Raw genomic sequence first — 14,498 nt, forward strand, 5'->3', positions numbered from 1 at the left:
ACTTGTTTTATTATAACAGAAATTTGCCCTAATAACAAGTTTTTTTCTGGTCAGATAGCCCGTCTTAGTGGGAAGCATCCCCATTCCAGATAGAGTTTTTCACGATCACATAATCAACGTGTTTAAGGTCAGCAACCTGACGTCCACCCGCATACGAAATAGCACTTTGAAGGTCTTGTTCCATCTCAGTTAAAGTATCTTGCAGATGACCTTTGGCAGGAAGCAAGATGCGTTTGCCCTCCACATTTTTGTAAGCACCTTTTTGATATTGTGAAGCTGAACCGTAGTATTCTTTGAACTGTTCGCCGTCGACTTCAATCGTTTTCCCTGGACTTTCGATGTGTCCTGCAAAGAGGGAACCAATCATGACCATGCTGGCACCAAAACGAATAGACTTGGCAATATCACCGTGAGTACGAATTCCTCCATCAGCGATAATCGGTTTACGCGCAGCCTTGGCACACCAACGGAGAGCAGCCAACTGCCAACCACCTGTACCAAAACCAGTCTTGACCTTGGTGATACAAACCTTACCAGGTCCAATTCCGACCTTAGTAGCATCTGCACCAGCATTTTCCAATTCACGCACAGCTTCTGGTGTTCCCACATTTCCAGCAATGACAAAGGTATCTGGCAATTCTTTCTTGATGTGTTGAATCATAGAAATCACGCTATCCGCATGACCGTGGGCAATGTCAATCGTGATGTACTCAGGAGCATCAGCCTTGAGCTGGCTAACAAAATCATACTCATAATCCTTAACACCAACAGAGATAGAAGCAATAAGCCCTTGATCGTGCATACGCTTAATAAAAGGAATGCGTCCTGCCTCATCAAAACGGTGCATAATGTAGAAGTAACCACCTTTAGCCAGTTGCTCTGCTGCATTTTCATCCAAAATTGTCTGCATATTCGCTGGCACAACAGGTAGTTTAAAGGTGTAATTTCCTAGAGTGACACTTGTATCCGCTTCTGCACGGCTTTTAATCACACATTTATTTGGAATCAATTGAATATCTTCGTAATCAAAAATTGGAAATTCATTTAACATATCGATGTCTCGTTTCTTTTGTAATGACCTACCTATGCTCTCGCATCACTACGCCTTTTCCGACGTTTCCTTAATTTATTATAAACCAAAGTACAGTTTTTGTCAAATAATTTTATAAATTAAAATGTATCGTTCGGATTTTACTTGTGTAAATAACAAAAGAAAGGAGAGATTATTTTCTCCCCAGTTATTCTACATTCTAATAATACTCTCCCTGACGGTAGTCCCATGAGTTAAAGGTGTCTGACAGGTGCATCATAATCTTATCAATGTCAAGTCCTTTGCGGATTACAACTGGAGCTGGTGAAGTTGAACGTGCTCCTCCTTGTTCTGGGATGAGTTTGCCGTCCTTATCGACCATAGACACCATCACGCCTTGCTCGTAGCGAGTTTCAATTGTTTTGTCTGGTTGGATAGATGCCACATAATCGTCTGCTTCAATGACAAGATCCACTGCTCCTTCGATACGTTCTCCGATACCTTCTACCTTACCACGGTTTCCTTTTCCAGACGGGTTTGCAGATGAGGCATAAACCATCTTGCCTTCTTCCCAAAGTTTGGCAGCCAATTGTTCACCAGCTTTCCCGAATTTGATAACAAAACAGCTAGTACCACGCACGTCCGTCATAAGTTCTTCACGGCCATCCCCATACGCTTTGAGTTTTTCAAAGGCTTCTGGTTTCCATGGAAGGATACAACCAAGAAGAATGTCTTCGTTCCAATGTTTTTGGTAAAAGGCTTCAATTTCTGGGTTGAGTTGTGCTAAAGCGCGAAGCTCATCCATGCTACCGCAGAGAACAACACCTGGTTTGTTACGGTTACGTTCTTTAGCTTCAAACTTACGTTCAAGACCAGCCTTGTCACTAGTCATGATGATGTAACCAACTTTTGTAGGACAAACGATACATCCGCCCTCACCTTTTAAAATGTCATATCCTTCTTGTGAAAGTGTTCCGTTCCATTGAATGTGTTTTGTCATAGTTCTATTTCCTTTTCTATTTTTCTTCTAATCCTGCCAGTAGGCTGGTCGTTGTTTTTCATAAGCAGCAATCAAGTCTTCATACTGCAAGGTAATACCGATATCATCCAAACCATTTAAGAGCTTGTGTTTCCACTCGCTATCGATTTCAAAAGTGAATTCTCCAACTGGTGAGATGATTTTTTGTTGTTCCAAGTCCACAGTTATCTGGTCACTTGGTTGTAGCTGGGCTAGTTTCTCTCTAACCTCTCTGGGCTGAACAATTGGTAACATGCCATTATTGAGTTCATTATTGTAATGAATGTCCCCAAAAGACCCTGCAATCACAACCTTAAAACCATAGTCCGCTAGAGCCCAAGCTGCGTGTTCCCTCGAAGACCCTGCCCCAAAGTTATCCCCTGAGATAAGAATACTGGCTTTACGATATTCAGGCCGGTTAAAGACAAAGTCAGGATCCTCAGTATACTTGTCGTCCAAATAACGCCAAGCATACATGAGGTACTTACCAAAGCCTTTCTTATCTATTAACTTGAGAAACTGCTTGGGAAGGATTTGGTCAGTATCAATGTTATCATTCATAAGAGGAACGGTCGTTCCTGTATAAACTGTGAATTTCTCCATATCCTCTCCTTACTGGGCTTCTGGCATTTGCCGAACATCTACGAAGCGCCCTGCAATAGCTGCCGCTGCTGCCATGGCTGGACTGCAGAGGTGGGTCTTAGCACCAAATCCTTGTCTATCTTCAAAGTTTCGATTGCTGGTTGAGGCACAGTGAACACCATCAGGTACCTTGTCAGGATTCATCCCTAGGCACATAGAACAGCCTGGGTCTCTCCACTCAAAGCCAGCATCTAAGAAAACTTTATCCAAGCCTAATTTCTCCGCAGCTCGTTTGACAGGACGAGAGCCTGGAACCACGATAGCCGTTAAGTTAGGAGCTATTTTCTTCCCTTTGACAAATCGCGCAGCTAGTTGCAAATCGCTGAGACGAGCATTGGTACATGAACCGATAAAGATATAGCCTAGTTCAATATCAGCTGGCTTTTGACCAGGCTCCAAGTCCATGTAATTATAGGCTCGCTCATCATTCATATCCTTAATTTCTGGGAAGCTACTGTCAAAGTCAACCCCCATAGCAGGATTGGTTCCCCAGGTCACCATAGGAGCCAAGTCTGAGACATCCATCTGGATAACCTTATCATAAACGGCATCATCATCACTGACAAGGGTTTTCCAATCCGCCACAGCCTCTTCAAAGTCCTCTGGAATACATTCTCGTCCCTTAAGATAGTCATAGGTGGTTTGGTCCGGATTCATGATTCCCATCTTAGATCCAAACTCGATGGACATATTGCAGATGGTCATGCGCTCTTCCATGCTCAGTGCATCAATTGCTTGTCCACGATATTCCACCACATAGCCAACTCCACAGGCAACACCGTACTTGGCAATCAAGGCTAAAATGTAATCCTTGGAATAAACTCCTTTTTGAGGAACTCCAGTGAATTCCACCAACATTTTCTTGGGTTTAACCTGCCAGAGTGTCTGAGTAGCGAAGACATGCTCAACCTCACTGGTCCCAATTCCAAAAGCGATTGCTCCGAAAGCTCCGTGGGTTGCCGTATGGCTGTCTCCACAGACAATAAATTTCCCTGGTTGGGTTCGTCCTGTCTCTGGACCCACCATGTGAACAATCCCCTGTTTTTCAGAACCGTGGGCCGCATGTTCAATCCCAAACTCTTCAACATTTTCAGCTAGCTTATCAATTTGCGCTTTAGAAATTACATCTCGAATATCGTAGATATTGACTGTCGGGACATTGTGGTCAAAGGTTCCAAATGTCAAGTCTGGCCGTCTCAATCTGCGACCTGCATCTCGTAATCCTTGAAAAGCCTGAGGACTGGTTACTTCATGAATATAGTGCTGGTCCACATACATGAGTTGGGGCTGCCCCTCTTCTCCTGTGATGACATGACGGTCCCATAATTTATCAAAAATCGATTTTCCTGCCATCCATTACCTCCAAATAAAATATAAAGCTACTAGTGTAGACACCATTCCGAGAAACCAAACTGTTTTAAAATACCATTTTCTAGTCTTGTGATGAAAAGTAATTCCTGCTAACCAAGCTCCAAAACCACCACAAGTAAAGGCTAAAATAAGTAAGATTTTCTCAGGGATGCGCCAAGCTCTTCTCCTTGCCTTAGATTTGTCAATACCATAAATCAAGAAAACCATGACATTCCAAATCAAGAGGGCAAGAGTAATTTTTTCATCTAACTTCATAACCTTGCAATAATAGCTTCCGTCATTTCCTTGGTCGAAGCCTGTCCACCTATATCTCTTGTTAAAACACCAGCTGCCAAACTTGCCTCAACAGCACGCTCTATACGCTCTGCATCCTCATAACGACCAAAGCTATCTCTCAACATCATGGCCACTGATAAAATCATGGAAATAGGATTGGCAATTCCTTGACCAGCAATATCAGGTGCTGAACCGTGAATGGGCTCATAGAGACTTGGTCCCTTTTCAGAATGACTGGCTGATGGCATAACCCCAAGTGTGCCAGATAGAACGCTTGATTCATCAGATAGAATATCTCCGAAAAGATTCTCTGTCACGATAACATCAAACTTGGCAGGATTGGTAATCATAAGCATGGAAGCTGAGTCAACTAGCTGGTGCTCCAAGGTTACATCTGGGAAATCCTGTGCGACTTCCTCAGCTACTTTCCGCCAGAGTTTTGAGGTCGCTAGAACATTTTGCTTATCGATACTAGTAAGGATTTTTCTGCGATTTCTTGCAATTTCAAAGGCTTTACGAATAATCCGCTCCACTTCCTCATAGCTATAGTCGTTGATATCACGCGCTTTGCGCTCTTCAAGGATATGATCTCCAAAGTAAATCCCGCCTGTCAACTCACGCACCACGACAAAGTCCACACCAGCAATTCGTTCTGGTTTGAGAGGTGACAAATGCTTAAGACTGTCAAAAATTTTTACCGGGCGAATATTGGCATAGAGATTGAGTTCCTTACGGAGAGCCAGCAGGCCTTGTTCAGGGCGAACCGCTGCTCCATCATACTGAGGACTACCGATAGCCGCTAGGAGAATAGCATCTGCTTCTCTACTTGCCTTGAGGGTTTCATCAGGTAAGGGATGCCCCTCTGCATCAATACCTGCACCTCCGAAGGGTCTTCTATCAATCTCATAGTCAAAACCTGTTTTTTCAGCTAGAGCTTCCAGAACCTCTAAACCAGCCTCCATGATTTCTGGGCCAATTCCGTCCCCTGCTAGAGCTACTATTTTCTTTGTCATAGCCTTCTCCTTTACACACTAGGCATATCGCGATAGGAAACGCTACGTCCCATCTCACCAGCATTCTCTTTTTGAACAAAGGTATTAGCGTTAATATAGGCAATAGCCGAAGCCTTCAGCACATCGAAATCAAGCCCTACTGCATTAAAGATGGTTTCTGTATCTCTGTTTTCAACAGTGACCAAGACTCGAGCCTGGGCATCAATTCCATCTGTCACCGCATCAATAGTATAGGATACCAAGCGGACGGATTGGTTAAAGAACTTATCGATAGCATTAAAGATTGCTTCAACAGAACCTTGCCCTGTCGCATTAAATTCGACCTTCTCACCATCCATATTGGCTAGGCTAACAAGCGCTTTGATGTCATTATCTGCATGAGTTTGAAGTTGTAAATCATCAAAGTGGAAGCCTTCTGGGTTTTCGACCATGGTTCCAGCTACCAGAGCACGAATATCTGCATCTGTGATTTCTTGTTTCTTGTCGGCCAGTGCCTTGAACTTGGCGAAGAGTGGTTTGATGTCCTCTTCTGTAAAGTCTAGGGCTAGTTCTCTTAGTTTCTCAACAAAGGCATGGCGACCAGACAATTTTCCAAGCGGAAGACTATTACTCTTAACACCGACCAATTCAGGTGTGATAATCTCATAAGTAAGAGGATTTTTAAGGACTCCGTCTTGGTGAATACCAGATTCGTGAGAGAAGGCATTGCCACCAACCACAGCCTTGTTTTTAGGAACTGGAATACCAGAGAAGCGAGAAACCATTTCTGACGTATTGATGGTCTCATTTAGGACAATACTGGTTTCTGCTTGGTAGTAATCTTGGCGAATATTGAGAGTAACTGCTATTTCTTCCAAAGAAGCATTTCCAGCTCTCTCACCAATACCGTTGATAGTTCCTTCAACACGTCCTGCACCATTCTTGACAGCAGCAAGGCTATTTGCCACTGCCATTCCAAGGTCATCGTGGCAGTGAGGCGAATAGATAATCTGACGATCCGTCTTGACATTCTCAATCAAGTATTTGAAGATAGCACCGTACTCCTCTGGCGTGGTAAATCCAACCGTATCAGGGATATTGATATAAGACGCCCCTGCATCAACCGCTGTTTGAACAACTTGTAAGAGGAAATCCAACTCTGTTCTAGTCGCATCCTCAGGAGAGAATTCGACCACTTCAAACTTAGAACGGGCATAAGAAACATGCTCCTTGATAGCTTCCAAAATCTCTTCCTTGCTCTTATTGAGCTTATACTTGCGGTGAATGGGACTGGTAGCAATAAAGACATGAACCTGTGGATACTTGGCGTCCTTGAGGGCCTCATAACAAGCATCAATATCAGACTTGACCGAACGCGCTAATCCAGTCACCGCTGTTTTCTTCAAGGCCTTAGCAATCTCCTGCACTGCTGTAAATGAGTCTGGGCTAGCCGCTGGAAAACCGGCTTCAATGGCTGAAATACCCCATTTCTCCAGCTGCCTTGCAATGGCAATTTTTTCCTTGATTGAAAAATTAACACCAGGTGTCTGTTCTCCATCCCGAAGGCTGGTATCTAGAAATTCAACTGTTCTCATAAGATTTCCCCTTTTCCAAATGTGGTTTTAAAAAAACATCTCGCTTAGAAATCCAAGCGAGATGTTGATTTACTCCCGCTTGGTAAGCCAAACAGGACTAATGCTTTTTGCACTAGCCCGAGTACCTCAACAACAAAGCGAATTGATTAAACTTAGCTGTTTTCATGTTTGACTTTCTCCTTCGTTTGATATCTTGTTTAGTATTTTAGCATAGGCAAAAGTACTTGTCAAGAAAAAATCAAATATTTTCTGAAAATTTCTTCAGTATAGAATATTTAGCTAATTGAAAGTTATTGAAAATCCTTGAAATATTTCATTTTTTAGAAGTTAAATTCCAGCTTCTTTCTATCAATTCCAGTACTTCTTCATCTGACAAAGTATCATCAAAAGCCACACTAATCCAGTAGCGTTTGTTCATATGAAAAGCTGGATAGATGCCCTTTTGTGAAAGCAAGTCCGCTACTTGGTCGTGTTTGAGATTGACTGCTTCGACTAAACCTTCTCTGCCCTTTTCCAGCTTATCCCAAGAGATTTTCATCAAGACGGCATACCACTTTTTATTGCCTTCGTGTCTTAAGACTGCCGTATCAGGCGATTTCTCCCACAAATACTCCAACTGATTACCATACTTTTCCTGAATCTGAGCCATGATTCTCTTAGTCTGAGGACAGATAAAATCCTGCACATCAAAACAAGCCTTCCGAATCTGGTAGAGAATCTCCAGACAAGCCTCACGGACACTTGCAACAAAACTTCCTGTCATACTTTCCATATGAACTTGAGGATAGAGGTCACCCATTTCCTGATCAAAGACCTGAAAACGCACATTATCAGCGGTGATGGACAAAACCATGACAAAGTCACCCTCCAAAATCTGGCAACTATTGGTCCAGACTTCCCCATTTTTTACAAAACCATAGGCACGAGCCTTTTCTTGATTAAACTGATAGGATTTAAAAATTTCAAACATAAGTGAAAACTGCTATCAAAAGCTAGCAGTTCCTTTCTATTTTTTAAAAGACAACCTTGGTTCCGTGCAATTGTGTCACGCCTAGCTGATCGATAAAGGTTTGACGGTTGTCAAGGTCAATCCCCCCACCTGGTAGAATTTTAATCTTACCTTTAGCATGTTCCAAAATTCTGTGATAGTGAGCAAAACGTTTTTCTAAGGAATCGCCAGACACACCAGCACGAGTTAAGATACGAGTTACTCCAGCTTGGCTGAGCCAGTCAATAGCTTCTAACTGGTCTTCTTCGCTCAATTCATCAAAGGCCATATGAAAGACAATTTCCATTCCTTTTGACGCAGCAATTAACTTCTCCAGATTAGTCTTATCCAACTTCTTATCAGCAGTTAAAGCCCCAAATACAACCCCTTGACTTCCAGCCTGAGCAGCCAACCGAATGTCTTCTAGCATGATAGCAATTTCTAGGTCATTGTAGACAAAGTCGCCACCACGTGGACGAATCATGGTCATGATGGTCGTATCGTAGTTAGCTGCCAGTTCAACAGCTGCCTTGGTCACTCCATAGCTTGGTGTTGTTCCTCCCACTGCTAGATTATCACAGAGTTCGATTCGACGAGCTCCAGCCTGCATCGCTTTTTCAAGTAAGGTCACATTTTCAGCACAAAATTCGTAAATCATTTGATTCTCCTTGAAGATTACTTTGAATTTATTATATCATATTGTTGTAAATATGCTTTCAATTTTATCAAGGGAAATAGTTACAAATTTTATTTATTCTTTGTCTGGAATAACCTTGAAGAGATAATAAGTGATAAAGATGGTCAAAGCACCCAGACCGATTTTGACTGGTAAAAGAGGGGCAAAATAAATGGAAATTCCCATCAAGATGTAGATAGAAACGATGATTTTTTTCTTACGTTCACGCGCAATAGACTTAGTCTCACGAAAATCAGCTACATATGCTTGATAGAGCTTAGTATGATAAAGCCAGTCTTCGAAGCGCTTGGAACTTCTGGAGAAACAAGCAATAGACAACAAAAGAAAGGGAGTTGTGGGCAACAAAGGTAAAACTACCCCAACAATAGCCAAGGCTAGTGATAAAAAACCAATAATAAGATAAATAATACGCATAACTACTCCTAATTAAAATAATCTTCTTCTAGTTTCGCATACAATGATGAATTTTGTCAAGCACTAATCAAAAAGAGCCTGAAATTCACTTTCAGGACTCTCTTCTTATTTAATCTTTTCTTCTTCGTAGTCACCCTTACTACATACAATCTGCTTGCCACCACCACGAACTTTTTTCTCCATGAGGAAGTTGCCACATTTTGGACAGTCACGCCCAACAGGCTTGTCCCAAGAGGTAAATTCACATTCTGGATAGCGATTGCAACCATAGAAAAGGCGGTTACGTTTTGTTTTACGCTCAATGATTTGTCCCTGATGACAACTTGGACACTCAACACCAATCTCTTTCACGATTGCTTGGGTATGACGGCAATCTGGGAAATTGCTACAAGCGTAGAACTTACCAAATCGACCAAGTTTAATGACCATTGGACTGCCACACACTTCACAGTCAAATCCAGCTGGTTCATCCTTGATTTGGATTTTTTCCATTTCTTCTTCAGCCTTGGCCACTTCTTTAGAGAATGGTTTGTAAAAGGCATCAATGACACGTTGCCACTGCTCTTTTCCGACTTCGACATCATCCAGCTTGCCTTCCATTTCAGCTGTGAAGGTCACATTCACGATATCTGGGAAATATTCAACGATGAGCTTGTTGACAATTTCTCCCAGCTCTGTCGGTTCAAAACGTTTGGCTGCAAGGCGAACATAGTAACGTTTCTGAATAGTTTCAATGGTTGGTGCGTAAGTTGATGGACGGCCAACCCCATTTTCCTCCAAGGTCTTGATCAGTGTCGCTTCAGAATAACGAGCAGGCGGTTGAGTGAAATGTTGCTCTGGTTTGCTATTAACCTGCTTAACCACATCTCCAACAGCCATATCTGGTAACATCTTATTCTTGTCAGAATCATTATAAATGGCAAGATAACCATCAAACTTAACCTGACTACCATTGGCAGCAAATTGAACCCCATTTTGAGACAATTTAACAGCCATGGTATCAAAGACAGCAGCTGTCATCTGACTCGCTACAAAACGATTCCAGATAAGGGTATAAAGCTTGAGCTGATCCTTGTCCAAATACTTAGCAATACTTTCAGGTGTATTAAAGACACTAGACGGACGAATAGCCTCGTGGGCATCCTGAGCTCCAGAAGCATTTTTGACCTTGCTACCGTGCTTAGAATACTTGCTACCAAAACGGTCCGTAATGAAGCTTGCTACCTCATTTTGCGCCACTGGACTGATACGAGTCGAATCGGTACGCATATAGGTAATTAAACCTTGCACACCAGAACCAATATTAATCCCTTCATAAAGCTGTTGGGCAACCATCATGGTTTTTCGAGTACGGAAATTGATTTTATTGGCAGCATCCATCTGCATAGATGAAGTGGTATAGGGTAATGGAGCATTGCGTTTGCGCTCTTTCTTATCCACCTGATCTACTGAAAAGTCTTTACTAGTCAGACGAGACAATACTTCCTTGACCTCATCATTGCTAGTCAGTTTCAGCTTTTTACCATCCACTCCATAGAAGGAAGCCTGAAATTGCTTGGTTCCCTTTTTAAAGACAGCATCAATTGTCCAATATTCTTCTGGTTGGAAGGCATTAATTTCATTCTCACGGTCAATGATTAACTTAAGCGCAATAGACTGAACGCGACCTGCTGACAAGCCCTTCTTGACCTTCTTCCACAAAATAGGCGAAATCGAGTACCCCACCAAGCGGTCTAGGACACGACGAGCCTGTTGAGCATCGACCAAGTCCATATCAATCTTGCGCGGTTCTTTAAAAGCATTTTTGACCGCATCCTTGGTGATTTCATTGAAGACCACACGGTTGGCATCATTTTCATCCAAGTTGAGAATGTGGGCCAAATGCCAAGAAATCGCTTCTCCTTCACGGTCCGGGTCACTCGCCAGAAAAACTTTATTAGCTTTTTTAGCTTCTTTTTTCAAGTCATTGATAAGAGGGCCTTTTCCTCGGATATTGATATATTGCGGTTCATAATTATTTTCAATATCGACGGACATACTAGATTTCTTCAAATCACGGATATGCCCGACACTGGCTAAAACCTTGTAGTTTCTGCCTAGGTATTTTTCAATCGTCTTGGCCTTAGCAGGCGACTCCACGATGACTAGATTTTTTTTAACTGTTGATTTTTTCTTTTTTGTTGCCGTAGCCACAGTATCACACCTTTTCAAAGTAATAAACTTTATAAAGTGTAAACCATTTTTTGAACCCTGTCAAGACTTAGCTACTATAATAGAAGAAAAGTTTATACTTAAGACCACAATCTTCCTTTGATATACATAGAAGACTCACGAGAAAAACCAGCTATTCTCAAGAAATTATTGTTCCTCAGACTCTGTATCAAATTTATTAGCTTTTTCCTTTTCTTTCGCTTCCTTATCCTTGATATACTGGAAGAAATACTCCACCAGTTCTTCCTTGCTAAGTTGTTCTGAATCAGACAATTGGGAAACTTGAACAGAAACATCACTTAAACCATAGTCCCCCCTCTTACTGGAAATCATATCAAGCTCTTCTTCTGTCAAATAATTTCCTGAAATGGTTAGCTTTAGAGTATGAGTCTTTTTAGAATAGGTTTTTTTCAAAATATTATGCCCCTGAAACTGCTCTGATATAAATTTATTAAGGGACTCTTTTTTCAACGTTTCTCTGACTAAAGTCGTTGCAGAGATGAAACTCGGAATCATCAGCAAAACAGCAACTAGAAGCAAAATCCTGCGCATTTTAGAGTCTTCTTCATTATCTCTAAAATAGTGTTTCTTAACCATCATCAACCTGACACCTATATAAGTCGCAATGACAATAAAGCTACAATTGATGAGGAATAGGTAAGAGGAGCCTATGATAAATTTTAGATTAGCAGAAGCAATAGCATAACCTACTGTACAAAGAGGAGGCATCAAGGCAGTTGCAATAGCGACACCAGGGACAATATTATTGGTCTCTTTTTTCCTAGCACCAATAATACCAGCTATCCCTCCTACAAAAGCAATGAGAACATCCCAAATAGTCGGAGAGGTTCTAGCAACAATCTCCGAACTAGCATACGAAATGGGAGAAAGATAAAAATAAAGTGTTGAAGCTATTAAACTGGCAAGAATTTGAATAGCTAATATTTTAAAAGATTTTCTTAACAATTTAAAATCAAATATAGCTAGAGAGAGCCCCACCCCCAGAATAGGTGTCATCAAAGGAGAAATTAACATGGCTCCAATAATCACGGGAGTCGAATCCATATTTAATCCGATAGAGGCGATAAGCATGGCACATAGCAAAATCGCTAAATCACTTCTGGAGAGTTCTAATTCTTCATATATTTTATTTCTAAATTCTACCAACGAATACAGTTTATTATTTGTCACAAATGTCTTCCTTTCCTAGCTAACTAGTCGCTAATACTCTTCGAAAATCTCTTCAAACCACGTCAGCTTTACCTTGCCGTAGATATATGTAACTGACTTCGTCAGTCTTATCTACAACCTCAAAGCAGTGCTTTGAGCAACCTGCGGCTAGCTTCCTAGTTTGCTCTTTGATTTTCATTGAGTATAAAATTCTAACAAACTCAATACTTTAGTAGTCTGATATGCCAATCTCATGAGGTCTTTTTATCATTTTCCATCATATCCTGACGCAAATGTCTACTGCTATCTCTCATCAGTTTCATTTCTAGTAAATGAAAATCAAACTCGGAATCTCACCGTAGCTTGCTCAAAACACAGCAAGGCAAAGCTGAGATGATTTAAAAAGATTTTCCAAGACTATCATCATCAATTTCAGACCATTTTTTATAATAACCATTTTATTTTTATCTGTCAAGGTCTTTGAATTCTTTCTTAAACAAGCCTTGTAATCTCTACTCTTGAAAGCTTTATTTTTCCTTACTGACAAGATTTGAGACGGTAGGAATCATTGAAAATAACCTAGCCAACATCAATCACAATCATTTCTCCTTTCTCAATTACACTAAATTGCTTTCCTTCCTATGGGAAAAGTCCTCCACTCTACTGATTCACTTAGAAAAAACGCATAATATCAAGTGATGAAAAAAACTGATACTATGCGTTTTATTGTGGGGATATTTACTTCATTTTATCTTGAAATTGATTTTTTCTCAGAATTCTAGCTTAGGTCATTTTTAAAATTCAAATTCTGCAAGAACATCTTGCCCACTGGTGACCAATTTTGCCCCTTCCTGAATCAAATGATGGCAACCGTCTGATAGTCCATCTAAAATGCTACCTGGAATAGCAAAGACATCGCGGCCTTCTTCCATTGCTCGCTCACAGGTAATGAGACTACCTGAGCGCATCTTAGCTTCTGCTACAATCACGCCACGGCAAAGTCCAGCAATGATGCGATTACGGGCAGGAAAATGAAATTTCATAGGTTGTTCGCCAGGTCCATATTCACTGAGAAGCAAATGATCATTTCCGATGTAGGCTTGCAAGCGTTTATTGGCTTTAGGATAAAATACATCCAGCCCTGTTCCAATCACTGCAATGGTTTTTCCACCATTCTGGAGAGCTGCCATATGAGCTGCTGTGTCAATTCCCTTGGCTAATCCACTGACAATAACCAGTTCATTTTCCAAACCCTGAATGACTTTTTCAACTGACTTAGCTCCCTGTTTGCTACAAGCGCGACTACCCACAACCGCCACCTTTGGAAATTTCAAGAGATCCAGATTGCCCTTGTAAAATAAAAGCACAGGTGCATCATAAATTTCACTTAGATCCCAAGGATAACAGTCGTCTAAAATAGAGAAAGATGGAAATTTTTGAAACTCCTTCTCCAAATGCGCATCGTCTATCTGAAAATAACGTTCCATAAAAACAGCTGGATTTCGGCAACCTGATATATCTGCAATATCACCCAACAACAGTTCTTGATCAACATTTTCACCATATTCTAGGACTTTCAAAATCTGTTGATTGGTCAAACCTGATTTTTTTAACTTATAGATTTCATAGTTTGTAATTTTCATAAATAACTCCATTTCTTTTTCTACTCATCTATTTATTCGTAAAAAATCAAAAAAACGTAACCTCCCAATAACGAAGTATATTAAAAATCTCCAGACTAGAGAACTCACTAATGGTTCCTAATCTGGAGATTTTATTATTTCCTCATCATAGCTACAAAGCTACTCACTCAGTTTCTGAAAGTAGTGTTTTCTTCAAAACTAGACTTCTTCTTTGAGTTGACTGAGAACAGTCTTGATTTCAGAAATTAGTTCTGCTTCTTTTTGAGAATCTTTTTGATGACTATCTACAAAGAGTCGTGCTTCATCAGCTAATTTCTTAGCCTTGTTTAGAACTTTTTTATCCTTGTCGCTAGCCTCTAGCTCAACTACAAGCTGGTGCAATTCTCTTGAAAGCTTATCTAGTTGAGAGGATTTTTTACGAGCTACTGCAAAGAGGAGAGCTCCTAGAAGA

At 41.0% G+C, this 14,498-nt stretch carries 15 protein-coding genes; all 15 read right to left on the reverse strand.

Translation table 11 applies throughout. The features are described from left to right. Window positions 1-64: 64 nt before the first annotated feature. Complete coding sequence (locus WKI23_RS04330) at window positions 65-1,051, reverse strand: GMP reductase (RefSeq protein WP_368079068.1); 987 nt, start codon at window positions 1,049-1,051, stop codon at window positions 65-67. Window positions 1,052-1,250: 199 nt separating this feature from the next. After that, entirely contained in the window at window positions 1,251-2,030 is a 780-nt protein-coding gene (locus tag WKI23_RS04335) for an L-threonylcarbamoyladenylate synthase (protein WP_261061252.1), read from the reverse strand. A 27-nt stretch (window positions 2,031-2,057) separates the two neighbouring features. Further along, on the reverse strand, window positions 2,058-2,651 hold the full coding sequence (gene leuD / locus WKI23_RS04340) for a 3-isopropylmalate dehydratase small subunit (protein WP_261061251.1): 594 nt from the start codon (window positions 2,649-2,651) through the stop codon (window positions 2,058-2,060). Window positions 2,652-2,660: 9 nt separating this feature from the next. Beyond that, window positions 2,661-4,043, reverse strand: coding sequence for a 3-isopropylmalate dehydratase large subunit (gene leuC, locus WKI23_RS04345; protein WP_368079069.1), 1,383 nt, complete (start codon window positions 4,041-4,043; stop codon window positions 2,661-2,663). 3 nt (window positions 4,044-4,046) lie between these two features. Beyond that, entirely contained in the window at window positions 4,047-4,316 is a 270-nt protein-coding gene (locus WKI23_RS04350; protein ID WP_368079070.1) for a DUF1294 domain-containing protein, read from the reverse strand. Next, a complete protein-coding gene (gene leuB, locus WKI23_RS04355) occupies window positions 4,313-5,350 on the reverse strand; it encodes a 3-isopropylmalate dehydrogenase (RefSeq protein ID WP_368079071.1) in 1,038 nt (345 codons plus the stop codon). Before leuB ends, WKI23_RS04350 begins: the two co-directional genes overlap by 4 nt. Window positions 5,351-5,361: 11 nt before the next feature. Next, entirely contained in the window at window positions 5,362-6,924 is a 1,563-nt protein-coding gene (locus WKI23_RS04360; RefSeq protein ID WP_368079072.1) for a 2-isopropylmalate synthase, read from the reverse strand. A 313-nt stretch (window positions 6,925-7,237) separates the two neighbouring features. Then, window positions 7,238-7,894, reverse strand: a complete 657-nt coding sequence (locus WKI23_RS04365) for an MmcQ/YjbR family DNA-binding protein (protein ID WP_368079073.1) — start codon at window positions 7,892-7,894, stop codon at window positions 7,238-7,240. 43 nt (window positions 7,895-7,937) lie between these two features. Continuing rightward, window positions 7,938-8,570 (reverse strand): copper homeostasis protein CutC, encoded by a 633-nt coding sequence (locus WKI23_RS04370; RefSeq protein WP_261061240.1) that lies wholly within the window; start codon window positions 8,568-8,570, stop codon window positions 7,938-7,940. Between the two features lie 93 nt (window positions 8,571-8,663). Beyond that, a complete protein-coding gene (locus tag WKI23_RS04375) occupies window positions 8,664-9,023 on the reverse strand; it encodes a YbaN family protein (RefSeq protein WP_001220352.1) in 360 nt (119 codons plus the stop codon). 105 nt (window positions 9,024-9,128) lie between these two features. Further along, a complete protein-coding gene (gene topA, locus WKI23_RS04380; RefSeq protein WP_261061238.1) occupies window positions 9,129-11,216 on the reverse strand; it encodes a type I DNA topoisomerase in 2,088 nt (695 codons plus the stop codon). 165 nt (window positions 11,217-11,381) lie between these two features. Further along, window positions 11,382-12,425, reverse strand: coding sequence for a TIGR00341 family protein (locus tag WKI23_RS04385; RefSeq protein WP_050083959.1), 1,044 nt, complete (start codon window positions 12,423-12,425; stop codon window positions 11,382-11,384). 52 nt (window positions 12,426-12,477) lie between these two features. Then, the gene (locus tag WKI23_RS04390) at window positions 12,478-12,603 is read right to left on the reverse strand and encodes a hypothetical protein (RefSeq protein WP_000693059.1); all 126 of its coding nucleotides are present in this window, start codon (window positions 12,601-12,603) and stop codon (window positions 12,478-12,480) included. A gap of 595 nt (window positions 12,604-13,198) precedes the next feature. Beyond that, entirely contained in the window at window positions 13,199-14,047 is an 849-nt protein-coding gene (dprA, locus tag WKI23_RS04395) for a DNA-processing protein DprA (protein WP_368079074.1), read from the reverse strand. A gap of 198 nt (window positions 14,048-14,245) precedes the next feature. Further along, the coding region (locus tag WKI23_RS04400; RefSeq protein WP_368079075.1) for a hypothetical protein at window positions 14,246-14,498 on the reverse strand (253 nt) is incomplete at its 5' end.

Origin of the sequence: Streptococcus pseudopneumoniae, from assembly GCF_038148955.1 — a bacterium.
Taxonomy (GTDB): domain Bacteria; phylum Bacillota; class Bacilli; order Lactobacillales; family Streptococcaceae; genus Streptococcus; species Streptococcus pseudopneumoniae_T.

Coding starts and splice junctions, on each gene's coding strand:
- WKI23_RS04330 (WP_368079068.1), bottom strand. CDS start 1,051: ATGTTAAATGAATTTCCAATTTTTGATTACGAAGATATTCAATTGATT.
- WKI23_RS04335 (WP_261061252.1), bottom strand. CDS start 2,030: ATGACAAAACACATTCAATGGAACGGAACACTTTCACAAGAAGGATAT.
- leuD (WP_261061251.1), bottom strand. CDS start 2,651: ATGGAGAAATTCACAGTTTATACAGGAACGACCGTTCCTCTTATGAAT.
- leuC (WP_368079069.1), bottom strand. CDS start 4,043: ATGGCAGGAAAATCGATTTTTGATAAATTATGGGACCGTCATGTCATC.
- WKI23_RS04350 (WP_368079070.1), bottom strand. CDS start 4,316: ATGAAGTTAGATGAAAAAATTACTCTTGCCCTCTTGATTTGGAATGTC.
- leuB (WP_368079071.1), bottom strand. CDS start 5,350: ATGACAAAGAAAATAGTAGCTCTAGCAGGGGACGGAATTGGCCCAGAA.
- WKI23_RS04360 (WP_368079072.1), bottom strand. CDS start 6,924: ATGAGAACAGTTGAATTTCTAGATACCAGCCTTCGGGATGGAGAACAG.
- WKI23_RS04365 (WP_368079073.1), bottom strand. CDS start 7,894: ATGTTTGAAATTTTTAAATCCTATCAGTTTAATCAAGAAAAGGCTCGT.
- WKI23_RS04370 (WP_261061240.1), bottom strand. CDS start 8,570: ATGATTTACGAATTTTGTGCTGAAAATGTGACCTTACTTGAAAAAGCG.
- WKI23_RS04375 (WP_001220352.1), bottom strand. CDS start 9,023: ATGCGTATTATTTATCTTATTATTGGTTTTTTATCACTAGCCTTGGCT.
- WKI23_RS04390 (WP_000693059.1), bottom strand. CDS start 12,603: ATGAAAATCAAAGAGCAAACTAGGAAGCTAGCCGCAGGTTGCTCAAAG.
- dprA (WP_368079074.1), bottom strand. CDS start 14,047: ATGAAAATTACAAACTATGAAATCTATAAGTTAAAAAAATCAGGTTTG.